The sequence below is a fragment of the Halohasta litchfieldiae genome (assembly GCF_002788215.1).
Classification (GTDB): domain Archaea; phylum Halobacteriota; class Halobacteria; order Halobacteriales; family Haloferacaceae; genus Halohasta; species Halohasta litchfieldiae.
The window spans coordinates 813,182-836,756 of sequence record NZ_CP024845.1 but is presented as its reverse complement, the minus strand read 5'-3'; the positions used below and the strand labels follow the sequence as shown (position 1 = coordinate 836,756).

30 protein-coding genes are annotated in these 23,575 nt (G+C 60.1%); 15 read left to right on the top strand and 15 right to left on the bottom strand.

Features of this window, described 5'->3' with window-relative positions; all coding sequences use genetic code 11:
* Window positions 1-21: 21 nt before the first annotated feature.
* The 6 genes from HALTADL_RS04225 to HALTADL_RS04200 all read right to left on the bottom strand — a co-directional run bounded on the left by HALTADL_RS04225 (window position 22) and on the right by HALTADL_RS04200 (window position 6,144).
* Window positions 22-306 (bottom strand): DUF357 domain-containing protein, encoded by a 285-nt coding sequence (locus tag HALTADL_RS04225; RefSeq protein WP_089671709.1) that lies wholly within the window; start codon window positions 304-306, stop codon window positions 22-24.
* A 63-nt stretch (window positions 307-369) separates the two neighbouring features.
* The gene (locus HALTADL_RS04220; protein ID WP_089671710.1) at window positions 370-2,433 is read right to left on the bottom strand and encodes a type II secretion system F family protein; all 2,064 of its coding nucleotides are present in this window, start codon (window positions 2,431-2,433) and stop codon (window positions 370-372) included.
* Window positions 2,433-4,166 carry a type II/IV secretion system ATPase subunit gene (locus HALTADL_RS04215; RefSeq protein ID WP_089671711.1) on the bottom strand — a complete coding sequence of 578 codons (1,734 nt, stop codon included), beginning with the start codon at window positions 4,164-4,166 and terminating at the stop codon, window positions 2,433-2,435. Before HALTADL_RS04215 ends, HALTADL_RS04220 begins: the two co-directional genes overlap by 1 nt.
* A 153-nt stretch (window positions 4,167-4,319) precedes the next feature.
* A complete protein-coding gene (locus HALTADL_RS04210; RefSeq protein ID WP_089671712.1) occupies window positions 4,320-4,679 on the bottom strand; it encodes a DUF7344 domain-containing protein in 360 nt (119 codons plus the stop codon).
* A gap of 120 nt (window positions 4,680-4,799) precedes the next feature.
* Window positions 4,800-5,603, bottom strand: coding sequence for an HD domain-containing protein (locus HALTADL_RS04205; RefSeq protein ID WP_089671713.1), 804 nt, complete (start codon window positions 5,601-5,603; stop codon window positions 4,800-4,802).
* A 52-nt stretch (window positions 5,604-5,655) separates the two neighbouring features.
* Window positions 5,656-6,144 (bottom strand): redoxin domain-containing protein, encoded by a 489-nt coding sequence (locus HALTADL_RS04200; protein ID WP_089671714.1) that lies wholly within the window; start codon window positions 6,142-6,144, stop codon window positions 5,656-5,658.
* Window positions 6,145-6,249: 105 nt separating this feature from the next.
* Here HALTADL_RS04200 and HALTADL_RS04195 point away from each other — a divergent pair, with 105 nt between their 5' ends.
* Genes HALTADL_RS04195 through HALTADL_RS04175 form a run of 6 tightly spaced genes read left to right on the top strand, consistent with a single transcriptional unit; the run spans window position 6,250 to window position 9,323 of the window.
* Window positions 6,250-6,813, top strand: coding sequence for a tRNA (cytidine(56)-2'-O)-methyltransferase (locus tag HALTADL_RS04195; RefSeq protein WP_089671715.1), 564 nt, complete (start codon window positions 6,250-6,252; stop codon window positions 6,811-6,813).
* A 57-nt stretch (window positions 6,814-6,870) separates the two neighbouring features.
* Entirely contained in the window at window positions 6,871-7,395 is a 525-nt protein-coding gene (locus HALTADL_RS04190; RefSeq protein ID WP_089671716.1) for a transcription factor, read from the top strand.
* Window positions 7,395-8,072, top strand: coding sequence for a DUF2110 family protein (locus HALTADL_RS04185; RefSeq protein ID WP_089671717.1), 678 nt, complete (start codon window positions 7,395-7,397; stop codon window positions 8,070-8,072). Before HALTADL_RS04190 ends, HALTADL_RS04185 begins: the two co-directional genes overlap by 1 nt.
* Window positions 8,065-8,562 carry a LabA-like NYN domain-containing protein gene (locus HALTADL_RS04180; RefSeq protein WP_089671718.1) on the top strand — a complete coding sequence of 166 codons (498 nt, stop codon included), beginning with the start codon at window positions 8,065-8,067 and terminating at the stop codon, window positions 8,560-8,562. The genes HALTADL_RS04185 and HALTADL_RS04180 overlap by 8 nt, the downstream gene beginning before the upstream one ends.
* Entirely contained in the window at window positions 8,563-8,733 is a 171-nt protein-coding gene (locus HALTADL_RS17180) for a hypothetical protein (RefSeq protein WP_162551664.1), read from the top strand.
* Window positions 8,734-8,789: 56 nt separating this feature from the next.
* On the top strand, window positions 8,790-9,323 hold the full coding sequence (locus tag HALTADL_RS04175) for a PUA domain-containing protein (RefSeq protein ID WP_089671719.1): 534 nt from the start codon (window positions 8,790-8,792) through the stop codon (window positions 9,321-9,323).
* 61 nt (window positions 9,324-9,384) lie between these two features.
* On the opposite strand, the gene HALTADL_RS04170 is transcribed toward HALTADL_RS04175, so the two are convergent.
* From HALTADL_RS04170 to HALTADL_RS04155, 4 genes are all read right to left on the bottom strand, one after another.
* Window positions 9,385-10,365, bottom strand: coding sequence for a presenilin family intramembrane aspartyl protease PSH (locus HALTADL_RS04170; RefSeq protein ID WP_089671720.1), 981 nt, complete (start codon window positions 10,363-10,365; stop codon window positions 9,385-9,387).
* A gap of 48 nt (window positions 10,366-10,413) precedes the next feature.
* Window positions 10,414-10,641, bottom strand: a complete 228-nt coding sequence (locus HALTADL_RS04165) for an H/ACA ribonucleoprotein complex subunit GAR1 (RefSeq protein ID WP_089671721.1) — start codon at window positions 10,639-10,641, stop codon at window positions 10,414-10,416.
* Window positions 10,641-10,916, bottom strand: coding sequence for a signal recognition particle subunit SRP19 (gene srp19 / locus HALTADL_RS04160; RefSeq protein WP_089671722.1), 276 nt, complete (start codon window positions 10,914-10,916; stop codon window positions 10,641-10,643). Before srp19 ends, HALTADL_RS04165 begins: the two co-directional genes overlap by 1 nt.
* A 62-nt stretch (window positions 10,917-10,978) precedes the next feature.
* Window positions 10,979-12,163, bottom strand: coding sequence for a PGF-CTERM-anchored ABC transporter substrate-binding protein (locus tag HALTADL_RS04155; protein ID WP_089671723.1), 1,185 nt, complete (start codon window positions 12,161-12,163; stop codon window positions 10,979-10,981).
* Window positions 12,164-12,222: 59 nt separating this feature from the next.
* Here HALTADL_RS04155 and btuC point away from each other — a divergent pair, with 59 nt between their 5' ends.
* Window positions 12,223-13,320, top strand: coding sequence for a vitamin B12 ABC transporter permease BtuC (gene btuC / locus HALTADL_RS04150; RefSeq protein WP_089671724.1), 1,098 nt, complete (start codon window positions 12,223-12,225; stop codon window positions 13,318-13,320).
* On the top strand, window positions 13,317-14,114 hold the full coding sequence (locus HALTADL_RS04145; RefSeq protein ID WP_089671725.1) for a heme ABC transporter ATP-binding protein: 798 nt from the start codon (window positions 13,317-13,319) through the stop codon (window positions 14,112-14,114). The genes btuC and HALTADL_RS04145 overlap by 4 nt, the downstream gene beginning before the upstream one ends.
* A 19-nt stretch (window positions 14,115-14,133) precedes the next feature.
* On the opposite strand, the gene HALTADL_RS04140 is transcribed toward HALTADL_RS04145, so the two are convergent.
* Window positions 14,134-14,412: a hypothetical protein gene (locus tag HALTADL_RS04140; protein ID WP_089671726.1), complete on the bottom strand. Its 279-nt coding sequence runs from the start codon at window positions 14,410-14,412 to the stop codon at window positions 14,134-14,136.
* A 95-nt stretch (window positions 14,413-14,507) separates the two neighbouring features.
* On the opposite strand from HALTADL_RS04140, the gene HALTADL_RS04135 reads away from it, so the two are divergent.
* Complete coding sequence (locus HALTADL_RS04135) at window positions 14,508-15,521, top strand: class I SAM-dependent methyltransferase (RefSeq protein ID WP_089671727.1); 1,014 nt, start codon at window positions 14,508-14,510, stop codon at window positions 15,519-15,521.
* A 31-nt stretch (window positions 15,522-15,552) separates the two neighbouring features.
* Window positions 15,553-16,092, top strand: coding sequence for an MOSC domain-containing protein (locus HALTADL_RS04130; RefSeq protein WP_089671728.1), 540 nt, complete (start codon window positions 15,553-15,555; stop codon window positions 16,090-16,092).
* A 179-nt stretch (window positions 16,093-16,271) separates the two neighbouring features.
* Here HALTADL_RS04130 and HALTADL_RS04125 read toward each other — a convergent pair whose 3' ends face one another.
* The 3 genes from HALTADL_RS04125 to HALTADL_RS04115 form a co-directional block, all read right to left on the bottom strand.
* Window positions 16,272-16,511, bottom strand: a complete 240-nt coding sequence (locus tag HALTADL_RS04125; protein WP_089671729.1) for a UPF0058 family protein — start codon at window positions 16,509-16,511, stop codon at window positions 16,272-16,274.
* A gap of 292 nt (window positions 16,512-16,803) precedes the next feature.
* Window positions 16,804-16,989, bottom strand: a complete 186-nt coding sequence (locus tag HALTADL_RS04120; protein ID WP_089671730.1) for a DUF7836 family putative zinc-binding protein — start codon at window positions 16,987-16,989, stop codon at window positions 16,804-16,806.
* Window positions 16,990-17,072: 83 nt separating this feature from the next.
* Window positions 17,073-18,068 carry a transcription initiation factor IIB gene (locus HALTADL_RS04115; RefSeq protein WP_089671732.1) on the bottom strand — a complete coding sequence of 332 codons (996 nt, stop codon included), beginning with the start codon at window positions 18,066-18,068 and terminating at the stop codon, window positions 17,073-17,075.
* A 412-nt stretch (window positions 18,069-18,480) separates the two neighbouring features.
* Here HALTADL_RS04115 and HALTADL_RS04110 point away from each other — a divergent pair, with 412 nt between their 5' ends.
* The 5 genes from HALTADL_RS04110 (at window position 18,481) to HALTADL_RS04095 (ending at window position 21,690) form a co-directional block, all read left to right on the top strand.
* Complete coding sequence (locus tag HALTADL_RS04110) at window positions 18,481-18,912, top strand: universal stress protein (RefSeq protein WP_089671734.1); 432 nt, start codon at window positions 18,481-18,483, stop codon at window positions 18,910-18,912.
* Window positions 18,913-18,935: 23 nt separating this feature from the next.
* Window positions 18,936-20,600, top strand: coding sequence for an o-succinylbenzoate--CoA ligase (gene menE, locus HALTADL_RS04105; protein WP_089671736.1), 1,665 nt, complete (start codon window positions 18,936-18,938; stop codon window positions 20,598-20,600).
* A 55-nt stretch (window positions 20,601-20,655) separates the two neighbouring features.
* A complete protein-coding gene (locus tag HALTADL_RS04100; protein WP_218143654.1) occupies window positions 20,656-21,123 on the top strand; it encodes a bacterio-opsin activator domain-containing protein in 468 nt (155 codons plus the stop codon).
* Complete coding sequence (locus HALTADL_RS17615) at window positions 21,060-21,329, top strand: helix-turn-helix domain-containing protein (protein ID WP_218143655.1); 270 nt, start codon at window positions 21,060-21,062, stop codon at window positions 21,327-21,329. Before HALTADL_RS04100 ends, HALTADL_RS17615 begins: the two co-directional genes overlap by 64 nt.
* Window positions 21,330-21,396: 67 nt before the next feature.
* Complete coding sequence (locus HALTADL_RS04095) at window positions 21,397-21,690, top strand: HalOD1 output domain-containing protein (protein ID WP_089671738.1); 294 nt, start codon at window positions 21,397-21,399, stop codon at window positions 21,688-21,690.
* 18 nt (window positions 21,691-21,708) lie between these two features.
* Here HALTADL_RS04095 and HALTADL_RS04090 read toward each other — a convergent pair whose 3' ends face one another.
* Window positions 21,709-23,556: an ATP-binding protein gene (locus tag HALTADL_RS04090; RefSeq protein WP_089671740.1), complete on the bottom strand. Its 1,848-nt coding sequence runs from the start codon at window positions 23,554-23,556 to the stop codon at window positions 21,709-21,711.
* Window positions 23,557-23,575 lie beyond the last annotated feature (19 nt).

Genomic DNA, 23,575 nt, shown 5'->3' with positions numbered 1-23,575 from the left:
TAGTCGGCGGCTACTCGTCGACTACATTGTGAATAGCTCTGTGTCCTCCGGAATCGAGAACAGTCCCATCCGCACCCCGGCATCCAACCAGCCATAGCCATACGAAAACGAGGCCAAGGCGTTAACGAGGTCGTCGTTCTCTCGAAAGTGTCGACCGTCTTTTAAATACGATGTGGCCATCACCCGGCAGTCGGTGGCCGCCTCCGCGAGTGGTGTCTCGGCGGCCGGTGTCTCCTCGGCGGCGTCCAAGGCGTCGGCCAACATCCGTTCGTATCGGTCGGTTTTCTCGGCGAGATCCGCAGTCATACTGTGGTGGTCTCTACGCGCGCTGAAAGTGATGTCGGGTTCTGTGGCCGAAGTAGTCGACGATTAAATGAACGTAAACATGATGTAGGTGATGACTAACATCGCCGTGCTGTGTTTCACACCGTCCTTAATCGAGCCTTGCCCGAGCTGTCCGGCGACCAGTCCGGAACAGGTCGCTTGGACGAGGGTAACGTGGAAGAAGATGGTCTCGTAGCCGGAGATGTTGACATCGCCCGCACTGCCTGCCAGTCCGAGCCCCCCACGTGGGGCCGCGCCACCGGAACCGGAGGTGCTTTCGGCCATCTGTGCCATCACGTCTTCGATTGCGGGAATGAACGAGATCATGAGTGCGGCCATGATCCCGAGGAAGACGAAAAAGGCGATGTAGATAACGACGAGATAGGTCAACATCGTCTGCTTGCGCTGTCTGTTGAGTACGTGCGTCGACCGCGCCTCGTCGGCGGCGATCTCCAAGACGGGCGCAATGTCGTCGCTAGTCTGCATCGCGTTGGTCGACAGCGTTACTGCTCGGGTTACGACGGGCGAATCAATTCGTCTATCCATCCGTTTGAGTGCGGTCTCGACGTCCGACCCCCACTGGATGTCTCGCCATGTGCGTTCGAGTTCGGGGGTGAGTCCGCCAAGATCGCTGTCTTTGACCCGGCGGAAGCTCTCGATGATCGTCATCCCGGCGTCGTTGACGCTGGCAAACCGTTCGAGAAAGTCCGGAATCGCCTTCTCGATGCTTCGTGCCTGCCGCTTGCGGAGGTCGTAGACGACTGCATACGTGCCGAGAATGAAAATGCCGGCTTCAGTTACTGGTGGAACGACGGTTTCGAGAAAACTGAACAGCTCGATGTCGAACTCGCCGATTGTGAACGCCACCCAGAGGAGACCGATGGGAACGGTGATGAGAAACGTCAGTGGTGGTCGGCCGAGGATGATCTCACCCGGCTGTGTGACCCACGTCAGCACGCGATTGAGGCTGTCGTAGGTGTCCAGTGCTTCTCGTTGTCGCAGCCACCGATCTTGGATGGTCCCGCCATCAGTGGCTGTCTGTCCCTGTTGGCCCGAAGCCATGGTTTCGATGTCGTCATGTTCCGTCTCGCCGGGTGTTCCGGTCGACTGGGTCACGCTGTCGACGTAGACAATAAATGCAAGCGTCGCCAGCGGGATTCCAACGTACGTTATGATCCGCATAACCGGCAGTGTATCCTGTAACACGAGTCCGATCACCGCCAGCGTCGTGATGATGAACAGCGGCCCCGCAACCAGCACCGTCACGTAGGCTTCGGCTAACGTCGCCAGGAGTTCGAGATACTGCTCCTGTTGGGCCTCGGCTTCCTCCTTGTAGCGCTCGTACTGTGACCGGAGATACGTCGAGAGGCTCCGCCCGCTGCCGAGGACGCTGCCGAGGTTCTCGCTGAGTTCGGCCATATTGTCCGACGGCGTTCGCTCACCCATGTCGTTGATGGCGGTCTGGAGGTCGACGCCGAACAGATCCATCTGCCGAACCGTGGCGTTGACTTCATCGGCAGCCTCACCGTACACCGCCCGGTTGTCAGCGAGCGTCCGGAGCACCTGCGTGAACGCCATCCCGCTCCGCGAGAGCGCGTACATGAACGCCACCGTTCGGGGGAGCGTAGCGTCGATCTGGGAGCCTCTGGCGTAGGCCTGCTGGTCGATGACGAACCACCGAAGCCAGTTGGCGGTGAGGCCGACGATCACAGTCGCAGCCAGACTGCCGAACAGAGTGATCAGGAGCCGTGGCAGCAGTTCGAAGACGCCGAGCGCCGCAAGCCGCCCGACTGGCTCGACTGAGTCTGCCAAGCTGCTGACGAACGACAGTGTGACCCACAGTACAGTCAGCGAGATCAGTCCGGCAGCCACGGCAGCCAAAATCGAGTAGAGGACGGTTTGAGAGCTAAACGACCGGTGTGATCTGGGAATGTGGGCTGCCTCCATCTTGGGGAGTTGCTCGCGCCGTCGGTCGTTGGAGCTGACTGTCTCTCCCAGCAGTGCCTGGCCGATGCCGTCGAGCACGATCTCCGCACGGTCGTACAGCTGTGACAACAGGAGCAACCCGAACAGTCCAACGCCAACCAGAAGCGGGATATAGCGGAACATTAGCTGTCGACTGGCTGTTCGATGGTCGGATCGTCAATTGAGTTGTCGTCTGCGATGCGGTCCAAGACACGTCCCTTGTCGGCGTAATACTCGTTGATGAGCGCGGTGAACTGCCGGTAGTCGCTGATCCCCTTCTGTTGGAGGTAGGCCAACACCCGCCGGCGGTTCCGCATCTCACTGAGCAGTTGGTTACGGCTCCAGCCACGTTCCTCTTGAATCTCGCCCAGTAGCTCGCTGTCGTTGCTTTTGAACGTGTCGTCGTTGGCATCCCAGTTGAACGCCGAGGCGTAGTCGAGTTCGCCGGTTCGCTGGTCGATACCGCGGATCTCGCCGATTACCCGCGACCGCCGAACACGCTGTTCGTCGATGCGTGCTTGGGTCTGGATCGAAAGCATATCCAGCGATTGAACCATCGCCCGCGGGACGTTGATTGGCTCGTTTTCCAGCCGGTTGATCACCGTCTCGATGGAGTCGGCGTGCATCGTCGAAAACGTGGTATGACCCGTGTTCATCGCTTGGAACAACGTCACGGCCTCTTTTCCGCGGACCTCGCCGACCAGAATGTATTCCGGCCGATGCCGGAGTGCCGACCGCAGCAGGTCGTACATGTCGATATCCGATCCCTCGCTGAGCTGTTCGCGTGTCACCGACGACAGCCAGTTGTCGTGGTACAGCGACAGCTCCCGTGTGTCTTCGATGGTCAACACCTTCGACCGCGGCGGAATGAACATCGACACCGCGTTCATCGATGTCGTTTTGCCTGAGGCGGTCCCGCCGGCGAAAATGAGACTTTTGTTGTTCTCGATACAGAGCCAGAAGTAGGCCATCTGCTCGATACTGAACGTGTTGTAGTTGATCAGGTCAATCGGCGTAAACGGATCGTCGGCGTACTGCCGGATGGTGAACGCCGAGCCACGGGGCGTGACCTCACGGCCGAGAGACATTTCGGCACGAGAGCCGTCTTCGAGCGTCGCCTCGACCATCGGATCGCCGACGCTGATATGTTGGCCCGACTGCTGGGCCAGCCGGATGACGAAGTTGTCGAGTTCTTTTTCTTTGAACGAAATGTTGGTCTCGATATCCGTGTAATCGTCATGGTAGACGAAGATCGGGAGTTCATAGCCGTCACACGAGATATCCTCGATATGGTTGTCGTTCAGTAGCGGATCGAGTTTGCCGAAATCGCGGAAATCGCGTTTGAGATAGTAAAACAGCGCATAAAACGTCCCCATTCCGACCTCGATCCCATAGGTCTCCAGCAGTCGACTCAGCTCCCGTACCAGTGCTTCTTCGGTGGTTTCGTTACCGGGCGACTGATACATTAGCGGCGCTCTAATGTCGGTTTTGAGTCGGCCTAACAGCTGCTGTTCGAACGCATCGAGATCCGGTTCGACCGCGTTGTAGTAGCGCTCGCTTTCGACGTCGTCGTAGGTGATGACGACGTAGGCAAACGGAGCGTTGACCCAGTAGCGGTCGACTTCCTCCTCACCGTCGGGGATCTCGAAAGAGGCCAGCTGACCGTCCTCGGCTGGACGGTAGGGACGGACGACGACCGACGAGCCGCGAATGATTTTGGCGACCAAATTCAGCCGGTGACGAAGCTCTTCGAAGCGTGCTGTGGCCGTCTCGAAAAAGCCCTCGCTGTCGGTGGTCGCCCGTCGTTTACCGCTTGAGATGCTGGCGTTCTCACGACTGGAACCGGGAATCTCGCCTGAAGAATCGGAGTCGGACATGATACTGGGTCGGGTAGCTGTGGTATCTGTTCGCACCACTTAATAATCAATCGGATATTCACGTATAATTAAAGAAATATATCTGATATGTTCGGGCAAGCCGACGCTCCGAGTCGGGGTTCGAGGGGGACAAACTCGTGGGTCGACCGCCGGTCAGTTCGTGACCGTCACGGCTGCACGCGGGTTTTGTTGGCCGTCGGAGACAGCCGCCAGTGCCTCGCGGCCCGCATCAGTTATCGAGACCGTTCGCATCGACTGGTCGTAGGTGACCAATCCGTAGTCAGCGAGCTTGGGGAGTTGATGGTGGTGGAGTTGAATCAGTTGTTGCTGTCGCTGGTCGGGCGTGATCTCGTTGGCTGGCGTGTCGAGACACCGCGCTGCGAGTTCGCCTGCCAGATCCCGTTCCGACACGGGTGGGTCCGGATCGGTGAGAATCGAGCAGATCCGTCGACGAATCGTGTCTGTGAGTAGTGTACTGGCGTCCGTCTGTGTGGGGGGATGAGAGTTGGACATTGGAGGGGACTGTCTGGGACTGTTCGTATTTATAGTTAGGTACCAGTGGGAAATAAGAACGGGGCCTAATATATTGGGTCCAGCGTTTGACGTGTCGTACTTATCGCCGCGGCCAAACAGCTACAGCTCAATTCGTTCGACCAACATATCGTCGGCTTTCGTGTTGATCGCGACGATCCGCACCTCCTCTTCGAGCAGCGAGTCTTTGAGTTTCGCCTTCAGGAGACTGTCGACCTGATAGACTCCGGCGGCGTTTATCATCTCGATCTCGACGAGGACCGGGGTTTCATCTCCTTCGACGAGGCGGACGTTCTGGATCGCCTGACTGGAGAGGGTATTGATCCCGCGACCACCGCTCTGGTAGGGAATTCGTGAGCGCCCGCGTTCCATATCGAGGCCGTCGGCGATGCGAATAATACCAGCCTCCTTGGTGAGTGGGGTCTCCTCGGTGTGGTGACAGAGGATCGCGTGGAGCACCTCGGCTTTGACCCGAACGGCCGTTTCGGTGCCGTAGAGGTCCGGCAGCAGTCGGTCGAGTATGTCGGCAGCCAACGGGATCGAGTAGTAGGAGTGGCTGTCCCGGTGGACGACGTGACCGATGTCGTGGAGCGTCGCCGCAAGCACGATAATCACTGGCTCGAAGGATTCATCCAACCCCTGTTCGAGCGCACCGTTGAACTCGACCCCACCCTGTTTAAGCAGTTCGTACAGTCGGATCGCGCGGTTCCGAACGATCTCGATGTGTTTGGGGCCGTGGTCGCTGTACTGTTTTCGGGTGACAGCGTTGACGTTTTGGGCCGAGAGATAGGTGATGATCTCGGGGTCGGAGGTCACAATCGGGAGTATTTCGTTTACCCGCTCGTCGGGATACGGATGGTCGGCGTCGGGATCGTACTCAAACGTCGACTGCTTGGCGTCGGTCATTCGGCTTTTATTGCGCCCCACTCGGCAAAAACACTCGGCTTGTGTTGCCCGATTAGACCGCCAACTCCGCGACGGCCTCGACCACTGCCTCGTAGTCGGGCTGTTGTCCGGGGTCGTCGGCGATCCAGACATACTGGACGGTGCCTGCCTCGTCGACAATAAATACCGAGCGGGTGGCAACCCCCTTCATACCTTTATACGCGAACGACTGGTCGTCGACCAGATCGTAGGCCTCGATGATCGCGCCGTCGTTGTCGCTGATCAGCCCGAAGGTGAGGCCTTCATCCTCGCGGAACTGTTCGAGCGCATACGAGGTATCGGTGCTGATGCCGAACACCGTCGCCTCGAGATCGGTAAACTGTGAGAGATTGTCGCGGAACGTACAGAGTTCGGCCGTACACGTGGTCGACCACGCCGCCGGAAAGAACGCCAAGACGACCGGTCCCGACCCGAGCTGGTCGGTGAGCGTCGTGGCTTCGGTCTCGCCGTCAGTGACCAACGGTGCAGTGAAATCGGGTGCCTGATCGCCAACAGATACCATACAGTAGCCAGTTACTACTGCTGGGTAAAGAGTGTGGTCGACCCAGTAGGCGTCGACTAATACAAAAACGAAACCCACAGGCCAGTTGGCCGAGTCGACGGCAGTATGCAGGAGACACACGAGGTCGTCGTCGTTCGCTACGGCCACCGTCCCGGCCGTGACGAACGAATGACGACCCATGTCGGACTCACTGCCCGCGCGCTCGGTGCCGACCGGGTGATCGTTCCCGACAACGCGGGGCAATCCGTCGAGACGGTCAAAGATATCACTGATCGGTTCGGTGGTCCTTTCGAAATCGAACAGAGCGACAGCCTCGGGGCGATCATTCGCAACTGGGAGGGCAACGTTGTCCATCTCACGATGTATGGCCTCCCGGTCCAGGAGATCGAAGCCGACGTTCGAACCGCCCTCGACAGCGAACCACTGATGATCGTCGTCGGTGGCGAGAAGGTACCGTTCGAGATCTACGAATACGCCGACTGGAACGTCGGGGTGACCAACCAGCCACACTCGGAGGTCGCAGGACTGGCTGTCTTCCTTGACCGCCTCTTTGCGGGTCGGGAACTCGATCAACAGTGGGTCGACGCCGACAATCAGGTCATCCCCCAGTCGACCGGCAAAAAAGTGGTCGACGGGGACAACGAGCCGGATCGAACAAGCGATTCCTAACGCGACCATAGGGGCGGTTCGGTGCTTTTAACCGAGTACACCGCCGAATGTCGTGTAATGGCTTTTGAGGATCTGCTGAACGACCCGGTTATCCAGAAGTACCTCCACGAACTGGTTGGACCGGAGGGGATGCCCGTGGCGGCGGCCCCGCCGGATGGCGAAGTAACGGACGAAGAGCTGGCAGAGCAGTTGGATCTCGAACTGAACACGGTTCGCCGTGCGCTGTTCATCCTCTACGAGAACGATCTGGCCTCCTACCGTCGGCTCCGCGACGAGGATTCGGGCTGGTTGACCTATCTGTGGACGTTCCACTACGACAACATTCCCGAGAACCTCGAAGAGGAGATGCACCGCCTTCTTGAGGCAATCGAGGAGCGCGAAGAGTACGAACGCATGCACGAGTTCTATCTCTGTGAGGTGTGTTCGATCCGCTTCGAGTTCGGTGAGGCGATGGACTTCGGCTTCGAATGTCCGGAGTGTGCCTCCCCGCTCGAATCGATGGACAACGACCGACTCGTCGACGCCTTGGAGGACCGAGTCGACGCCCTTCGTGACGAACTCAACGTGGACATTCACGCCTAATGGTTGTTCTTGCCACAAAGTGTTATGTCGAGGGCGATGCCCGCGAACGCGCACTCAAGAGTCTCGGTTCACTGATCGAAAACGACATCCACCAACTCAGCGTCGACGCCGAAATCGGTGTCCGCAGAGACGACTTTGTTACTGTTACCCTAACCGGCGACGACGCAACCGCTGCCCGGAACGTGCTGGGCGAACGCTGGGGTGAGATCACCGACCACTTCACCGAAGGCGAAACCTACGTCGGAACCCTTGAATCGTGGGACGAAGACGGAATCACTCTCGATGCCGGTGAGAAAGTTCGGATTCCGGCCGACGAACTCGGACTCGGACAGGGAACGCCCTCTCAGATCCGCGAGCGGTTCGGCCTCGTCCAGCATCTCCCGATGACGTTCGTCTACGGCGAGCCTTCGCGGCTGGCCGACGAGGAAGTCGACCGACTGTACGACTGGAGTCGTGGCCGCGGTCGCGTCAACGTCAACAGCGCCACACGCGGTGAGGTTCGGGCGACAGTCAACCGCGCCGGTCACGCTCAGGATATCGTCACCGTTGAGCGACTCGGCCTGCTCGAACAGTCCATAATCTGTGGCGACGGTACCGACGCGCCGGGACTGCTCGCTTCGATTGGCGAGTACATGCGCTCGGAGCTACGCTGTGTCATCGGCGAGGACAATGACTGATATTCACCCGAACCAACGGGTCGCCGTGCTGGCCGACTCACAGAACCTCTACCATACTGCACAGAGTCTGTACTCCCGGAACATCGACTACTCCTCGCTGCTCAGCGAGGCCGTTTCGGACCGCGAACTGACGCGAGCGATTGCCTACGTTATCCGGGCGGATTCTCCTGAAGAGGAGAAATTTTTCGATGCGCTGATCGACATCGGCTTTGAAACCAAGATCAAGGAGATCAAAACGTTTGGCGATGGGTCGAAGAAGGCCGACTGGGACGTTGGGATGAGTCTAGATGCAGTCACGCTGGCCAACCACGTCGACACGGTCGTCCTCTGTACGGGCGACGGCGACTTCTCGCGGCTCTGCTCGCATCTCCGCCACGAGGGCGTCAAAGTCGAAGTGATGGCGTTCAAATCCTCGACCGCCGAGGAACTGATCGAAGCGACCGACGAGTTCACCGATCTCTCCGAGGAAGAAGACACCTACCTCTTATAAATGGTTTCCCCCGAACAGATCGAAGCGATGGCGATCCCGTTCATTTTCGGCGGTGCAGTCGGACTCGCTATCGGTCGGGTTGTTCTTAATAGTACACTGGCGGGGATCGTGATCGGGCTCGTTCTGTTCGGGCTTCTGCTGGCGCTCCGCAGTTGGATCGTTCCGAACTAACCGGCCGCCACCGGCCGAATCAGCTTGTTTTTGTGTGCTGACCCGAACCAGTTGATATGAGCGACGACTCCGTGTCGACTGCGGTTCCGGACGCCGACGCCACCGATGACAGTGGCGACAGCAGCCCGGCCCGTGATATCGATGAGCTACGTACTATCGCGGACTACCAGTTCGGTGCGGGGGCCGGAACGTCGCTGTTCCCGACCGACGAACGCTTCGAGGTCCGCCGGTCGTCCGGTGGTCGACCGCGGCAGATCCACACCGACGACGCACGACTGGTTTCCTACGGCGTCGACGGCCGGTTTCGGCTCGCTATCGCCGGCGGGCGTCGACTCCTCGATGGGCTTGCTGCCCCGGCGAATCGGGTGGTCGTCGGCGATGAGTCCGAGCCGTTCGTTCGAGACGGGAAAAACGCGTTTGCGAAGTTCGTCACCGACGTCGACTCGGAGATTCGACCGGGCGATGAGGTGTTAGTTGTCCACGAGCGGGGCGACCTCTTGGCAGTTGGCCGAGCCGAACTGTCAGCCGACGGCATGGCTGACTTCCACAGCGGGATGGCGGTCAAAATCCGAGAGGGCGTCGACGACTGATCGGTCGATGAGATCGGCGGAGACCCGTGTGGTGTCGGACGCCGGTAGCAGGCGACTACTCTTATATGAAGCCGGTCAGTCCCAGTGTTTCGAGCAGTGAGATCCCAGCCAGCAACGACCCGATGAGATAGCCACCGATTGCGCCACCGTTGAGCAGCGGGAGCCCGGCGTGGGCTCTGCCTTTCATCACCATCCCCATCAACACGATCAGCCCGCCAATCGTGCCAATCAGCGCGAGCAGTGCCGGAAGGTTGAGTTCGATTATCGGCACCGCAAACTGCGGGGCTGGCGAGAAGAAGGCGGCACTGGCAACGAGTACGCCCGGAATCACCGCATCGCCGAGACCGATGAAAAACACATCTCGGTCGTCGTCCTCGTCGGTGTCGACCGCCTGCTCGGTGGCGTCATCGTCTTCGATATTAGCTGTCTCGTCGGTATCGTCGGCTGTCGCACTCATCTTCGTGTCTTCGTCAAACAGTGAGTACGACAGCGTGAGCGGGATCACGAGGATCGCAGGAATGCGGAGGTCCATGACGCCGTCGGCGAGATCGAGCATGTGTTCGGTTTTATAAACGCTGATCGCGTCGTACACCGCCAGCACCGACAGCAGGACCAACGCGGGGAGGAGTCCGAAGGTGATGCCGAACAGCCCGGCCGCGCCTGCACCCATCAACACCCCGGCGGTGTCGACAACGTACCACTCGGGGTAAACCCACAGCGCGACGGCGACTATCGACCCCAGTGCGACCGCCACCACCATCGGGAAGATCGCGCTGAAGACGTACCACGACAGCAGTCCGCTGGTGGCGACGATGACGACGCGCACGATCCAGTCGAGATCGTATTTAAAAGCGGCCAGAAAGCCGAGTGTCGCCAGCAGGATGGCACCGATGTACAGCAGACTGTTGGTTGGATCGTCGGGGTTTTCGACCGCCTGATACCCCTGTTCGAAAAAGGTCTGGACCAAGGCGAGTGAGCCAAGCTGGATCAGCAGAAACAGCAGGACAGCACCCGCGACACCGCGGTACTCCCGGGGAAACATATCGTCGGCTTGGTGCGAGGGGGGTTTGGGCGTTGTGTTTGCGGCTGGTCAGCGAGCGTACAGTTTCGTCCCGACCAGTTCGGTGAGTCCGGTCGACGAGGTCGGCGTGATCGCCACATAGGGTCCATCGACGGGGCCGAACACGTCGACGATCCGGCCGACGGTCGTCAGTGACTCGTTGATGACCATCAGGCCGATGTCGGGGACGTCGTCACTGTCGACGTTCACGATGGCGAGTCCCTGTGCCGTTCGGTCGACGGTGCCAATCCGGCGCATTAGTCTCGGAGCAGTTCGACGTAAGCGCCGATTGCTTGGACCAGATCGTTTTTTGTGTCGTCGGCACCCTTGACAAGCACCCGACCGCGTGGCTCGAACTCCCGTGAGTAGGTTTTGTCGCGTTCGATGATCGCGTCGTAGCCGACCTGCTGGACGGCTTCGGCCACCTCGTCGACCGTTGGTTCGTCGACTGCGAGATCCATCGGCACCCGTCGACCCTCCGACCGCGTCAGCCCGGCATCGAAGTAGGCGGGCCACAGCACGTTTTCGACCATATGAAGGACAACGGCGGCGCTGTGGTAATACCGTTACGACTGTCTTTGGTCGCTTGGCCGCCTCACGTCGTGCGACGGCGCGCCAGCAGGCTCCCGCCGATCAGCGACACCACCGCCACAGTCACGCCGAACCCGGGCGTCGAAACCCCGGTTTCGTCAGCCGCCGAATCACTGGTCGTATTGTCTGGTCCGGTTTCATCACCCACCGAATCACTGGTCGTATTGTCCGGTCCGGTTTCGGTGACGTTGGTCTCGACATCCTCGGATTCAGTATCCGTCTCGGTCGACAGGGTCATATTGGCCGCGGCCTCGCGACTGACGAAATCCGACTCGTTGTACAGCCCCGGATGGAGCTGTGCGGTCAGGTTCCGTGTGGAGTAGACGAGGCTTCGCGGGGCCGGTTGGTTGATGTAGTTGACCTCAAGGAACACCGATTGGTTGGTCTGCCCAGCGGTTGTCAGCGAGTAGGGTTCGGCTGTGAGAATCCTCCCTTCTGTCTGGTCAGTGACGATCACGACCTCCGGATCAAGCGTGATCACTGTCTCGTCGCTGACCATCTTGTAGCCGTCAAACTCTTCGGCGGCAACGTTCTCGGCACCTGACGCACTGATAATTTCGTCGATAAAGGTGCCACCGCCGACCGCGAAATCACTCAACAGGGGGTACATGAGTCGGGGACGGTCAGCATCCGCGGTCGCAGCCGACACGGCTTCGACGTTGGCGTCGACCCACCTGTTTGTCTCGACGGCCGCCTGCTCGTTGCCGGTCAACTGCCCGATTGTCAGCGTCTTGGATTTGACGTCCGCGAAGTCGGTCGCCTCCGGGAAGTGGTACACCGTAAGTCCAGTCTCTCGCAGTCTCTCGACGGTCTCCGTGCCGGTTGAGTTCGGTGCCAGCACGAGATCCGGCTCAGTATCGACGACACGTTCGATACTCACGCCGAAATCAGTCGAGGAGACGTTCTGTCGACTTTCGGCCCCATCCAGATAGTGAGCGAACTTCGAGAGCCCGACGACCTGTGATTCGGCGTCGAGTTCCCACATCACCTGCGCGGCGCTCGGATTGGTCGTCGTGACACGCTCGGGGCGCTCGGTGATCGTCACCTCGGTCCCGGTCGCATCGGTGAGCGTGATCGGAAATTCAGTTTGGTTGGTATCGGTCGACTGGCCCGCGACAGTCGCCGGCACGACGCCGACAGCAGCAATGACAACGAGAAGGAGTACGAGAATCCGCGACGATTGTCTCATTACATCTGTTTCGGTGGGAAGTCAATAAGTATTTGACTACTGCAAGGTGGCTTTCATTCATGGATGTGCGAGGGCGTGCGGTGGGCTGGTCGGGATGGTTAGCCGCCGCGCTCGCGGTCGTCATTACGGTGGGTGCGGGTATCGGCCCGATCTCGATCCATCCCCTCGAAGTGTTACAGATACTGCTCAACGCAGTAGCGGTGCCGACCGGTATCGAGTTCACCGGGACGTCGGTGGCTGGCATGCTTCAGCTGCCGACCCCGGGGCTGCAGTGGTATTCACCGTTCGCCTATAGCGTCGACGCTACACACCAACTCATCGTCATGCGGGTCAGACTCCCCAGAATCCTGTTGGCGGCGCTCGTGGGCTTCGCACTCGCGGCCGCGGGTACCGTCATGCAGGGGTTTTTCCGGAATCCGATGGCCGACCCCTCGATCATCGGCGTTTCCTCGGGCGCGGCGGCCGGTGCGGTCGCGTTTCTGGTTGTCACGATGGCGATTCCGTTCGGACTCGGGCTTCAGGGTGCGGCCTTCATCGGTGCTCTGTTGGCGGCGTTCGGCGTGTATGCGATTGCCACCGAGAGTGGCCGGACACCGGTTGCGACGCTCCTGCTTGCGGGGGTCGCTATTCAGGCGTTTCTCGGCGCAGTGATCGCTTTCTTGCAGCTTCACAGCGGTGACGGGCTCCGAGCGGTCGTCTACTGGCTGATGGGTCATCTCGGCAACGCTGGCTGGGCGGATGTCACGACTACGCTCCTCATCGTCCCGATACTGTTCGGCATCCTGCTCGCATATGCGCGCGATCTCAACGTCCTCCTGCTCGGCGAGGAAGCCGCCCACGGACTCGGTGTCGAAGTCGAGCGCACCAAGCGAATCCTGCTTGCGGTGTCGGCGGTCCTCACCGCGGCGGCGGTTGCCGTCTCCGGCGTCATCGGGTTTGTTGGGCTGATCGTTCCACATATGGTCCGGCTCGTCGTCGGCCCCGACCACCGGGTGCTGTTACCCGCCGCTGCACTGGCGGGCGCGTCGTTTCTCGTTCTCACTGACACGGTTGCCCGAGCGGGTACAACTGAGATTCCGGTCGGGATCGTCACTGCGGCAGTAGGCGCTCCCTTCTTCCTCTATCTACTTCGGAGCCGGGAGGTCCACGAGCTATGAGCAACCCGGTGCTTGCTGTCGACGATCTCTCGGTCGACCTCGGTGGGACCGAAATCCTCTCGGACGTCTCGATGACCGCCGAGACAGGCGAACTCGTCGGACTTATCGGTCCGAACGGAGCCGGAAAAACGACGCTACTCCGGGCGATTCGAGGGAGCGTGCAGCCGACACGGGGAACCGTCACTGTCGACGGCCAGCGGGTCGACGGGCTCTCGGCGCGGGAGATCGGTCGACTCGTTGCAACAGTGCCACAGGAGACACGGCTCTCGTTTTCCTTCTCGGTCGAACAGGCGGTGGCGATGGGTCGGAACCCCCACATTAGTCGGTTCGGCACCGCAAGCGAGACGGATCGAAAACTGGTCGCGGATGCCATCGCAGAAACGGAGCTCTCGACGTTCAGGGAGCGACCAGTGACCGACCTGAGTGGTGGCGAGAGACAGCGTGTGTTGCTCGCACGGGCACTCGCACAGGATACCCCGCTGTTGTTGCTCGACGAGCCGACAGCGAACCTCGATATCAACCACGCAATCAAGACGTTGGATCTGGTTCGGTCGACTGTCGACGACGGGACGGCGGCGGTGGCGGCGATCCACGACCTCAACCACGCGGCTCGATACTGTGACCGACTGGTGGTGCTCGCCGATGGAGCAATCGTTGCCGCCGGGAGCCCAACGTCGGTACTCACAGAGGAGACGCTTAAACAGGCGTTCGATGCCCGAACGGTCGTCTCGGAGGACACGACAACCGAGTCACCGCGGGTGACGGCACTCTCCGACAACCCTGTCGACGACTGAGGACGACCCCCACAACGGATTACGTCTCGGTGTCGAGATATCGCTTATAAATTTGATCCGCAATGAGCGTGCCGAACAGCCCCGAGATAACGACGAACGAGCCAGCCGAGACCATGAGAAAACTCACCCACTGCGTTACCGGCTCGACCGGCGGCCACAGAAACGGACGCGACTGGACGAGAAAATCCCAGAAGACGACGATCTGGAACACTGCAACACCCCCACTACAGGCCAGCCGAACTCGCAACTGCTCCCACGATGGCCCGGGTTTGGGCTCCGGAAACTCCCCATCTTTCATTGGTCGACCGTTCGACACCGGCGGCCTAAAACACCCCGTTGTCGACACCGCGCCGAAACGTCACCCTTACTCATACCGCCCGCCGACTAATCCGTATGGAGGTTCCCTGTATCGCCGTCCTGCCGGAAGACGGCGAGGAGAGTCGACAACTGCTGGCCGAAGCGGGTGTGCTCGACGACGACCACCAGATCGTCGCTGAGGACGACACGCTCTACATTCCGGTGACGACCGTCGACGGCGTGCCCGACCGCTTCGAGACACAGTTCCGCGACCTTCCAGCGCGCCGAACGGTCCAGACCCCGGCCGATAGCCTTGGCTACGAGCCCTCGCTCGAACGGCTGGGCGATGTCGTCATCGTCGACGAGGACGATCCCAACCGCGCAGCCGAGATCGCCGAGGCAGTGATGGAGTCGGATCTGCCTGCCCGCTCGGTTCTCAACCGGGCCTCGAAGATCAAAGGTGAACTCCGAGTCCGCGACTGGGAGGTGTTGGCCGAGCGAGAGACAGACGAGACCGTCGACCGGTCGCCGACCGAGACCGTCCACCGCGAATACGGCCACGAGTTCCTGCTGGATCTCGCAGCAGTCTACTTTTCGCCACGATTGGCGACCGAGCGCCACCGTGTCATCGACCAAATCGAAGCGGGCGAACACGTCTTGGATATGTTCGCCGGTGTCGGCCCGTTCGCGATCCCGGCGGCCAGCCGGGGGGCCGAAGTCGTCGCCGTCGACCTCAACGAGACGGCCATCGACTATCTCCAAGAGAACGCCCGACGAAACGGCGTTAATGAGTCTATAACAGCAATCTCGGGCGACGTGAGAGCGGTAGTCGACGACTACCGCGGGTGGGCCGACCGGCTCGTGATGAATCTCCCCCACTCGGCCGACGAGTTCGTCGAGACCGCCGTCGACCTCGCGGGCGAGGAGTGTGTAATTCACTACTACGATATTCAGCACGATTCGGACCCCTTCGGTCCCGGGATCGAAGCGATTCGGGCGGCGGCCGAACCAACCTACGAGGTTACGGTCGAAACTGAACACGTCGTGAAATCCTACGCACCGCATGAGCTGAACGTCTGTCTCGACGTTCGGCTCACTCGCTCGGCGTGAGAGTTACAGCGTGACGGGTTCTACACCAGCTATGGGAACGGTTGCACAGCTGTATACGACTCCGAACGAGGGTGAGCCGATGGAGTCACACGAGTCAGTCGAAGCAGTCGACGGCGGTCTCGTGGGTGACCGCTATCTTCAGGGAACGGGCTACTACTCGCCGTACGACGTGTGTGAGATAACGCTGCTCGAAGCCGAAGCCATCGAGACGATCCATGAGACGTTCGGGATCGATCTCTGGGATGGTCGACATCGCCGTAACATCGTTACTCGTGGCGTGAAACTCCATGATCTGCTTGAGACGACGTTTCGCATCGGCACTGTCGAACTCCGTGGGACGCGACCACGACCACCCTGTAGGCACGTCGAGCATGTTGCCGACGAGGGGGGTGTTGCCCGTGCACTCGGCGAGGATCGCGGTGGGATCTGTGCCCGCGTCCTCTCTTCGGGGACGATTACCGTCGGCGACAGTATCGAGATTACCGAAGCCGATCCACGGACCATTGGCTCGGAAATCGCCGACCGACTTCAGTCGGGTGTCGACACCGACTCGGATTCGAACGGATCGTAATCGTATCCGTGTGTCTGGTTCAGGTCGTTCTCAGCCGGCGTAGTCACCGCCTACCGTGCGTCGAAACCTGCATTTGGGGACGGTGACGAATAATCAGCGATCCCGATTCGCCAACTGACTCGTTTAACAGAATAGAGCCGCGGCTCAGTGGCTAAAAGCTGTAGAAGACTGTTGGAGTGTTAGTCCGCGTTGGGAGCCAGCGGTTCGGATTCCGCTTCGGCCTCGGCCATCGAGGATGTGATTCCCTTTGCCAGTTTGAAAACAGCTGCTTTGTGATCGGTCTTTGACTTGTGGATCGAAGTCGGCTTGATGCCAAGTGTTTCGTATTCAGTGAGTGTGAAATCGCCTTCCCACGCCTCACACTGAGTACGTACCTCGGCAAGCAGGCCGTGTAGGTGAATGAGCTCCTGCTTCTTCATGAGCAAACTCTCGTAGCGACCGAAGGGTTATAGTACTATCTTGAGACGAGTTAACAAGGAACTCATATATGGAGTCTATATACCCGAATATCGGCCGTTTCGATACTAAAGAATGATGATGTTCCCTTGGATTACGGTCTCAATCTGGTGTAAATAGCCATCGGTTTGCTTGCGCGCACAGCCTCTCCACCGGTCATCGTAGGCGTCGACTACTGGCTGTCGGTGTGTGAGACTGGGCTGTATGAGGGCTCTCGAACTGGGGCCACTATGCGAGTAGGAGCCACCTACTGGGTCAGGCTTCTTGGAACTGTTTGACCGTTTCGAGGTCCCGCTCCGTTCGAAGGAACTCCGCGAACCGACGGGTCCCATGACAGTTCGGACAGCTGAAGTTCGACCGTACGTCCGGTAGGCCAGTCGGTGTCTTCTGCCAGTCTTTTCCACACTCCGAACAGCGGAGCCGAACAAAGGCTTCCGTCATGGTCTATGACAACGTGTGCCACTCACAAAACGTTGTGTGTACGTGTCACACATCAGATACCATCGGAGAAGGGGCGCACTGTATTAGTTGAACAGTTCGCTGTGGTCGACTTCCAGCAGCTCTTTGTACCGGTTGCGGATCGTCACTTCGGAGATGTCGGCGACGGTGCCGACCTGACTCTGGGTTACCTTCTGGTTGGTGAGCAGTGCGGCGGCGTAGACAGCTGCGGCGGCAAGTCCGACCGGTGATTTGCCGCTGGTAATCCCTGCTTCCTTTGCGCCCCGCAGCAGCGAGCGGGCCTCGCGTTCGACCTCGTCGCTGAGTTCAAGCCGCGAAACGAACCGCGGGACGTACTGTTCGGGGTCGGCGGGTTTGACTTCGAGTTTGAGTTCGCGGACCACATAGCGGTAGGTCCGGGTCATCTCCATTTTTTCGACTCTGGAGACGGCGGCAAACTCATCGAGGCTGCGCGGGTTGCCCATCTGGCGAGCTGCAGCGTACAGCGATGCGGTCGCCACACCTTCGATGGAGCGTCCCGGCAGGAGGTTCTCGTCGAGCGCGCGGCGGTAGATCACCGAGGCGGTCTCTCGGACTGCTTTCGGCAGCCCAAGGGCGCTCGCCATGCGGTCGATCTCGCCGAGTGCCTGCTTGAGGTTCCGTTCTTTCGAGTCACGGGTGCGGAACCGTTCGTTCCACGTGCGGAGCCGCTGCATCTGTCGACGCTGGTTCGAGCTGAGGGCCTTGCCGTAGGCGTCGCGGTTCTGCCAGCCGATATTCGTGGACAGCCCCTTGTCGTGCATCATCTTTGTCGTCGGTGCCCCCACACGCGACTTCGAATCCCGCTGTGAGCTGTCGAAGGCGCGCCACTCCGGCCCGCGGTCGACGGCATCCTCTTCGACAACGAGCCCACAGTCGACACAGACGGTCTCGCCGTGTTCCTCGTCGGTGATGAGCTGACCGGTACACTCCGGACAGCTGAGTTCCTCGTCGGCCTGCTGTTCGTCAGTCTGCTCGTCGGCCCGTTGTTCAGTTGTCTGTTCACGACCCCGGTCGTAGCTTCTGATAGATGTTTCGTTCATTGTATCCCCCGGATGATCCCACCAAGCCAGAAAAAGAAGAACGGCCGGTGAGGCTCCTAACATGTAGTAATCGTCCTAGGTATATAAATGTTGTGTGGATCGCGTCAGCGAACCGCATGACGTGGGCCGTATCCACCGAAATGAGATGTACGTGATAGCAGAACGGTCACAAGGCTTGTATATAAGAAGTTGACGGCGAGTGGATACCGATGTTAGTGTCACATTACGAGTGGTTGCTGCGATTATTGACATACTAACTGTCAACAGACAGCGTCACTATCCACAGTTGTCGACAACCTCTGAATGACGGACCGGTTGAGTCTCTCCTTCAGTCAGGACCCTCCCGCTATCGACTGTGTCGGATCGACACTGCCCAAGGGATTATGTACAGCCGGAGAGAGCCTTTAGGCAAATGTATCGTGAGATCCTCCTCCCGACCGATGGGGGACCAGCTTCGGAGGCAGCGGTCTCGCAGGCCGTCGACCTCGCCGAGCTTTCGGATGCCCGACTGCATACGCTGTACGTCGTCGACACGAGCGCCTATCCCTCGCTCGATGCGGGCGCGGAGACGGTGATGGGCGCGCTCAGAGAGGAAGGGCAGTTGGCTCTCGACGAGGTGAGCGAGACCGCCGAGGCAGCCGGTGTCGATGTCGTCTCGGAAATCGTCTCGGGCACGCCACACAGGCGGATCCTCGACTACGCCGAAGCCAACGAAATCGACCTGATCGTGATGGGGACCCACGGTCGAACCGGTCTAGATCGCTACCTCCTCGGGAGCGTTACCGAACGTATTGTTCGAAGCGCAGAGATGCCTGTCCTCACAGTCCGCGCGGAGGACGAATGACGACCCGACGGAGGCGCAACTGAATGCACGACTGGCTCACCCACCGAGTGACTGCGACCCCCGAGGATCTCGCCCTGATCGACACTGACACCGACACGCGGTGGTCATTCAGCGGTCTCGACGCCGCCGTCGACGAAACCGCCGGTCGACTCGCTGCCCTCGGGATCGAGACCGGCGACCACGTCGGAATGCTCATGTCGACACAGCTGCTGTCGGTCTGTCTGGTCCATGCCGCCCAGCGGTTAGGTCTTCGTTTAGTTCCATTTAATGACCGATTAACAGCCACGGAACTCGCCGGACAGATCGAACACAGTGATCTCTCGGTGCTCGTCTGTGGGGCCGACACCGAACAACTTGCCGTCGAGGCCGCCGGCTCGACGCCCGTCGCCTCGGTCGACGATCCCCAGTGGGCGGAGGTCCAGTCGTTTCGGTCTGTCGAGCCCGAGCCCGTCGAGCCGGTCGACTGGGAGTTCGACGATCCGCAGCTAATGGTGTTTACCTCGGGGTCGACGGGCGATCCGAAAGCGGTCGTGCTCACGATGGGGAATATGCTCGCGAGTGCGACCGCCTCGGGGTTCCGTCTGGGGGTCGATCCCGACGACCGCTGGCTCCTGACGCTGGCGCTCTACCACGTCGGCGGCCTCGCGCCGGTGTTGCGGTCGACGCTGTACGGTACTGCCGTCGTCTTGCGTTCGGGGTTCGATCCCGGCACGGTCGCCGACGACATCGAGCGATACGATATCAGCGTCGTCTCGCTGGTGCCGACGATGCTCTCGGAGATGCTCGAACGCCGTGGGACGCTGTCGGACTCCCTACGGGCAGTCCTGCTCGGTGGCGCACCCGCCCCCGAATCGCTGATCGAACGCTGCCGGAACTACTCGATTCCCGTCTTTCCGACCTACGGGATGACCGAAACCGCCTCCCAGATCGCGACCGCTCGGCCCCAGCAGGCCTTCGACCGCGACGGGACGGTCGGTCGACCGCTGTTGTGGACTGAACTGACGCTTGTCGACGACGACGGCCAGCCGGTCGAATCCGGCCAGCGCGGCGAGATCGTCGTCTCCGGACCGACCGTTACCGCCGGCTACTACGGCGATGTCGACGCCAACGTCGATGCGTTCTGTGAACACGGGCTTCGCACGGGTGACGTCGGTTACACCGACGAGCAGGGGTATCTCTACGTCCTCAACCGGCTCGACGACCGGATCATCAGCGGCGGCGAAAATATCGATCCCGGCGAGATCGTCGAGCTGCTTCGCTCCCATCCCGAGGTCGACGAGGCGGCGGTCGTCGGGATTCCTGACGAGACGTGGGGCGAGCGGGTAGCCGCCCTCGTCGTCCCGAAACGCGAGACGCTCTCCGAGGAGTCGGTCGAAACGTTCTGCCGTGAGCGACTCGCCGGCTACAAACTCCCGCGGCTGATCGCGGTCACCAACGCACTGCCCCGCACCGCCTCCGGCACGATCAAGCGACCGGCGGTTCGCGATCAGCTTTCGGCACTGGCCGAGGCTGACGGCGATGACTCGACCGAGGTGATTTCGGTGGCATCCGAAACGGATTCGGTCGACGCCATCCCTGCGGAGTCCGGACCCGACGCGGAGTCGACTGGGGATCGACAGGACGAACAGTCGACTGGGGATGCGACCGACGAGCAGCCCGCCGATTCTTCAGAGACAACGAACGAGTAACTGGCGACTACGTGGTGAGAACGGCCTTAGCCGACGGTACCGTTACTGACTAGCGATGCGATTTATCGCCGAGCTACTGTTAGAACACCCAAAACTCGTGTTGACGCCGACTATCGAGCGATGTCCCGGGATGGATATCGAACTGGAGTACCAACTGATCGCGACTGAGGGGAGCTATATTCTGTTGTTTCATGTCCGCGGCGATGACTTCGAGGCGTTCGAAACAGTCCTCGCCGAGGATCCGACGGTGACCGACATTTCGACCATGATTTCGACACCGGCGTTTCGAGTGTATCGGACACATCTGGTGTCGACGGAGTATCTGGTGCTTGCGACGGCCGTCGAGATGGGGCTGCGACTTATCGAGGCCGTCAGCGACGAGGGGGCTGGTATGCCGTTCTCGAACTCCCGAATATGGACGCCCTCCAACAGTTCCGAGACTACTGTTCGAACAAGGGTGTGGGTGCTAGGATTCGCAAACTCTATCGGATCGATGACGGCGTCAGCCAAGCGTACGGACTGACCCCCTCCCAACACGAGGCACTCACAACCGCCTACGAGGCCGGCTACTTCAATCAGCCCAGAGACACCTCGCTACAGGGTGTTGCCGATCAGTTGGAGATTTCCTCGTCAGCGGCTGGCGGTCGACTCCGCCGTGGGCTGCGAACGCTTGTCGAAAAAACGCTGTACGACCATCCGCCAACGGAGAAACTGTCTGCGAACTACTGAGATGATTATAAAGGCGCGTATATAACGGGCGCATGTTCATTGCCGTTGCGGTCGTTCCGTCTTTTGTATGTCTAATGCAGCAGTCCAGGGGGAGGGGGAACTCCACTATGTTACGCAGTACAGTCCAGCACAGAGCAGATCGATCACCGAGGTTGTTATCGAGGCACTCGCCGCCGTTAGCGGCGAAGACCCACTCGACCTCCCGCCGCTGTACGAGGCCGTCGACCCCGACGCCCTCGAACTGATCGTTCGTGAACCGAACGCCGCACCACAGCGGTCCTGTTTCATCGGGTTCTCCGTCGGCGACTGGGGCGTCATCGTCACCGGCTCCGGCGAAATCCAGGTCTACGCCCAGCGGTAAGCCAATCGGGGGATTCGCTTATCCGTGGCGCGTGAGACACGTCGACAGTCCGATCAACTCCACCGGTTCGGAGTTGTCGGGCGAGTAGACGACGAGCTGGCCTTTTTCCATATACGGCACCTTCGACGAGAGTGTCGACGGAATATTCACACTGTTGATCGCGTCCTCGTCACCGAGATTCAACACCAGCTTGGTGTTCAGTTGTTTAAATACCGCGTCGGCGATATCCTGTGGGTCCTGCGTGATCAAAAACAGGCCGAGCCGTTCCTTTCGACCCTGTTTGGCAGCCTCGGTAAACTTCTGGATCACCTTGCGGGCCTGGACGGTGTCGCCCTCGTCGAGGAAGTTGTGGGCTTCGTCCATCCCGAGAACGATTGGGGTCTCCTTGATTCGGTCGCTGTCGGGCGTATTCGAGAGTTTGTCGTCGATCAGATACGTTGAGACCGCCAGCACGAACAGCTCCTTTGCGCGGCTTGAACTCAGATGGTAGGTCGGGATGACCGTCAGCCCGCCCGGCCGGACGAGCTGGTGGTCGAGTTCGGTGATCGGTTTGGCCGACTGATCGAAGATCCCCGACGGCATCGATAACACTCGACGTTTGACCGCGTCGAACGTCTTCTCGTGGACGCGGCCCGACTCGTCGAGTTCCTCTCTAAGCGCAGGATCGTCGAGGAAATTTTTGAACTCTCTGTAGGTGCCGCTCTTGCCGTGTTGACTGAAAAAGCGGTTTAAAAGCTTTCTGAGGGCTGGATACTGGTTTTCGTTGAGACTGCTTCCAGCGACGAGCCACGGCCGTTTTTCGGTCATCGAGAACGGAATCGTGAACTCGATGCGTTCGGCGCGGTGGTTCTCGCCACCGTAGCTGGTGCCGTCTTCCTTCGGGACGAGTGCGATGGTGTCGTCGACGCCGCCGTAGGCGATGCCTTCGCGGTCCAGCCTGCGGGCGTAGTCACTGCCTAACTCGGGGTTGTCGTCGTGCATCTGGGCGTACTCGTCCTGTGGATCGAACTGGACGACCGCCGGTTGAACCGTTCGGCCATCGTCCATCGGGTAGGCCCGATCCTCGCTCAAATACTGCCGGAGGATGTTTTTCGAGGCGTGGGTTTTCCCTGAGCCAGTGCCACCGGCGACGAGTGTATGGCGGAAGACGAGCGGGTCGCCGGAGTCGTAGTCGTCCTTGAGTCGGTAGTCGATAGTTGGCGGTGTGGCACCGGTTCTGACTTTCTCGCCACCGACCGAGAGATGGCCGAGGAAGACGCCGTCTTCGGGGATTTTGAGTCCGGTTTTGATTTCGGCGCTGTCGGTGGCTTCCGTGACGATGGCTCCGGGTTTGGGGACCCGGTCGGTCATCCGGCGTTTGAGTTCCGCCTCGCCGTTCTCGTCGTAGTCTTTATAAAGGACGGCCACCGGTTCGAGTTCGGCCATGAACTTGTAGTCCCGTTCCTCGATCCCCGATTTACGCATCATGCGGCGGGCGTGGATCTCGGTGGCGTCGTCGGACTGGAACTCCTGGGCGTATTCGAGCCCGACAATTCGGCAAAACAGGGTTTCGTCGTCCGGATACGGGACGAGCAGATATTTGCCGAGTCGGACCGACTCGCGGTTGCCCGCCGTTACGAACGCCCGGAGGATCGTGTCGTCGGACTCCTCGCTGACTCGGAGCCCTTGGGCGACCGACAGCGCGCCGAGGCCGACGTCCTCGCCGTCGACGGTCACCGAGTACTCCTCGAATCCGTCGTCGTTCGGCTCCGGGTCGGGGTTGGGAGCCGTTTCGGCAGTGTCGTCGCCACCCGGATCGGTATCGGTCGACGCCTCGCGGTCGCCGTCGGCCTCCTCGTCGACATCGGTGAAATCCTCCAAACTCATATGTATTCGACGTTCAGCC

Coding starts and splice junctions, on each gene's coding strand:
- HALTADL_RS04220 (WP_089671710.1), bottom strand. CDS start 2,433: ATGTTCCGCTATATCCCGCTTCTGGTTGGCGTTGGACTGTTCGGGTTG.
- HALTADL_RS04090 (WP_089671740.1), bottom strand. CDS start 23,556: ATGAGTTTGGAGGATTTCACCGATGTCGACGAGGAGGCCGACGGCGAC.
- HALTADL_RS04175 (WP_089671719.1), top strand. CDS start 8,790: ATGAGCGACGACTCCGTGTCGACTGCGGTTCCGGACGCCGACGCCACC.
- HALTADL_RS04205 (WP_089671713.1), bottom strand. CDS start 5,603: ATGACCGACGCCAAGCAGTCGACGTTTGAGTACGATCCCGACGCCGAC.
- btuC (WP_089671724.1), top strand. CDS start 12,223: ATGGATGTGCGAGGGCGTGCGGTGGGCTGGTCGGGATGGTTAGCCGCC.
- HALTADL_RS04120 (WP_089671730.1), bottom strand. CDS start 16,989: ATGACGGAAGCCTTTGTTCGGCTCCGCTGTTCGGAGTGTGGAAAAGAC.
- HALTADL_RS04115 (WP_089671732.1), bottom strand. CDS start 18,068: ATGAACGAAACATCTATCAGAAGCTACGACCGGGGTCGTGAACAGACA.
- HALTADL_RS04200 (WP_089671714.1), bottom strand. CDS start 6,144: ATGGTATCTGTTGGCGATCAGGCACCCGATTTCACTGCACCGTTGGTC.
- HALTADL_RS04190 (WP_089671716.1), top strand. CDS start 6,871: ATGGCTTTTGAGGATCTGCTGAACGACCCGGTTATCCAGAAGTACCTC.
- HALTADL_RS04100 (WP_218143654.1), top strand. CDS start 20,656: ATGCGATTTATCGCCGAGCTACTGTTAGAACACCCAAAACTCGTGTTG.
- HALTADL_RS17180 (WP_162551664.1), top strand. CDS start 8,563: ATGGTTTCCCCCGAACAGATCGAAGCGATGGCGATCCCGTTCATTTTC.
- HALTADL_RS04215 (WP_089671711.1), bottom strand. CDS start 4,166: ATGTCCGACTCCGATTCTTCAGGCGAGATTCCCGGTTCCAGTCGTGAG.
- HALTADL_RS04210 (WP_089671712.1), bottom strand. CDS start 4,679: ATGTCCAACTCTCATCCCCCCACACAGACGGACGCCAGTACACTACTC.
- HALTADL_RS04155 (WP_089671723.1), bottom strand. CDS start 12,163: ATGAGACAATCGTCGCGGATTCTCGTACTCCTTCTCGTTGTCATTGCT.
- HALTADL_RS04110 (WP_089671734.1), top strand. CDS start 18,481: ATGTATCGTGAGATCCTCCTCCCGACCGATGGGGGACCAGCTTCGGAG.
- HALTADL_RS04125 (WP_089671729.1), bottom strand. CDS start 16,511: ATGAAGAAGCAGGAGCTCATTCACCTACACGGCCTGCTTGCCGAGGTA.
- HALTADL_RS04180 (WP_089671718.1), top strand. CDS start 8,065: ATGACTGATATTCACCCGAACCAACGGGTCGCCGTGCTGGCCGACTCA.
- HALTADL_RS04185 (WP_089671717.1), top strand. CDS start 7,395: ATGGTTGTTCTTGCCACAAAGTGTTATGTCGAGGGCGATGCCCGCGAA.
- HALTADL_RS04140 (WP_089671726.1), bottom strand. CDS start 14,412: ATGAAAGATGGGGAGTTTCCGGAGCCCAAACCCGGGCCATCGTGGGAG.
- HALTADL_RS04135 (WP_089671727.1), top strand. CDS start 14,508: ATGGAGGTTCCCTGTATCGCCGTCCTGCCGGAAGACGGCGAGGAGAGT.
- HALTADL_RS04165 (WP_089671721.1), bottom strand. CDS start 10,641: ATGCGCCGGATTGGCACCGTCGACCGAACGGCACAGGGACTCGCCATC.
- srp19 (WP_089671722.1), bottom strand. CDS start 10,916: ATGGTCGAAAACGTGCTGTGGCCCGCCTACTTCGATGCCGGGCTGACG.
- HALTADL_RS04145 (WP_089671725.1), top strand. CDS start 13,317: ATGAGCAACCCGGTGCTTGCTGTCGACGATCTCTCGGTCGACCTCGGT.
- HALTADL_RS04095 (WP_089671738.1), top strand. CDS start 21,397: ATGTCTAATGCAGCAGTCCAGGGGGAGGGGGAACTCCACTATGTTACG.
- HALTADL_RS04225 (WP_089671709.1), bottom strand. CDS start 306: ATGACTGCGGATCTCGCCGAGAAAACCGACCGATACGAACGGATGTTG.
- HALTADL_RS04170 (WP_089671720.1), bottom strand. CDS start 10,365: ATGTTTCCCCGGGAGTACCGCGGTGTCGCGGGTGCTGTCCTGCTGTTT.
- HALTADL_RS04130 (WP_089671728.1), top strand. CDS start 15,553: ATGGGAACGGTTGCACAGCTGTATACGACTCCGAACGAGGGTGAGCCG.
- HALTADL_RS04195 (WP_089671715.1), top strand. CDS start 6,250: ATGCAGGAGACACACGAGGTCGTCGTCGTTCGCTACGGCCACCGTCCC.
- menE (WP_089671736.1), top strand. CDS start 18,936: ATGCACGACTGGCTCACCCACCGAGTGACTGCGACCCCCGAGGATCTC.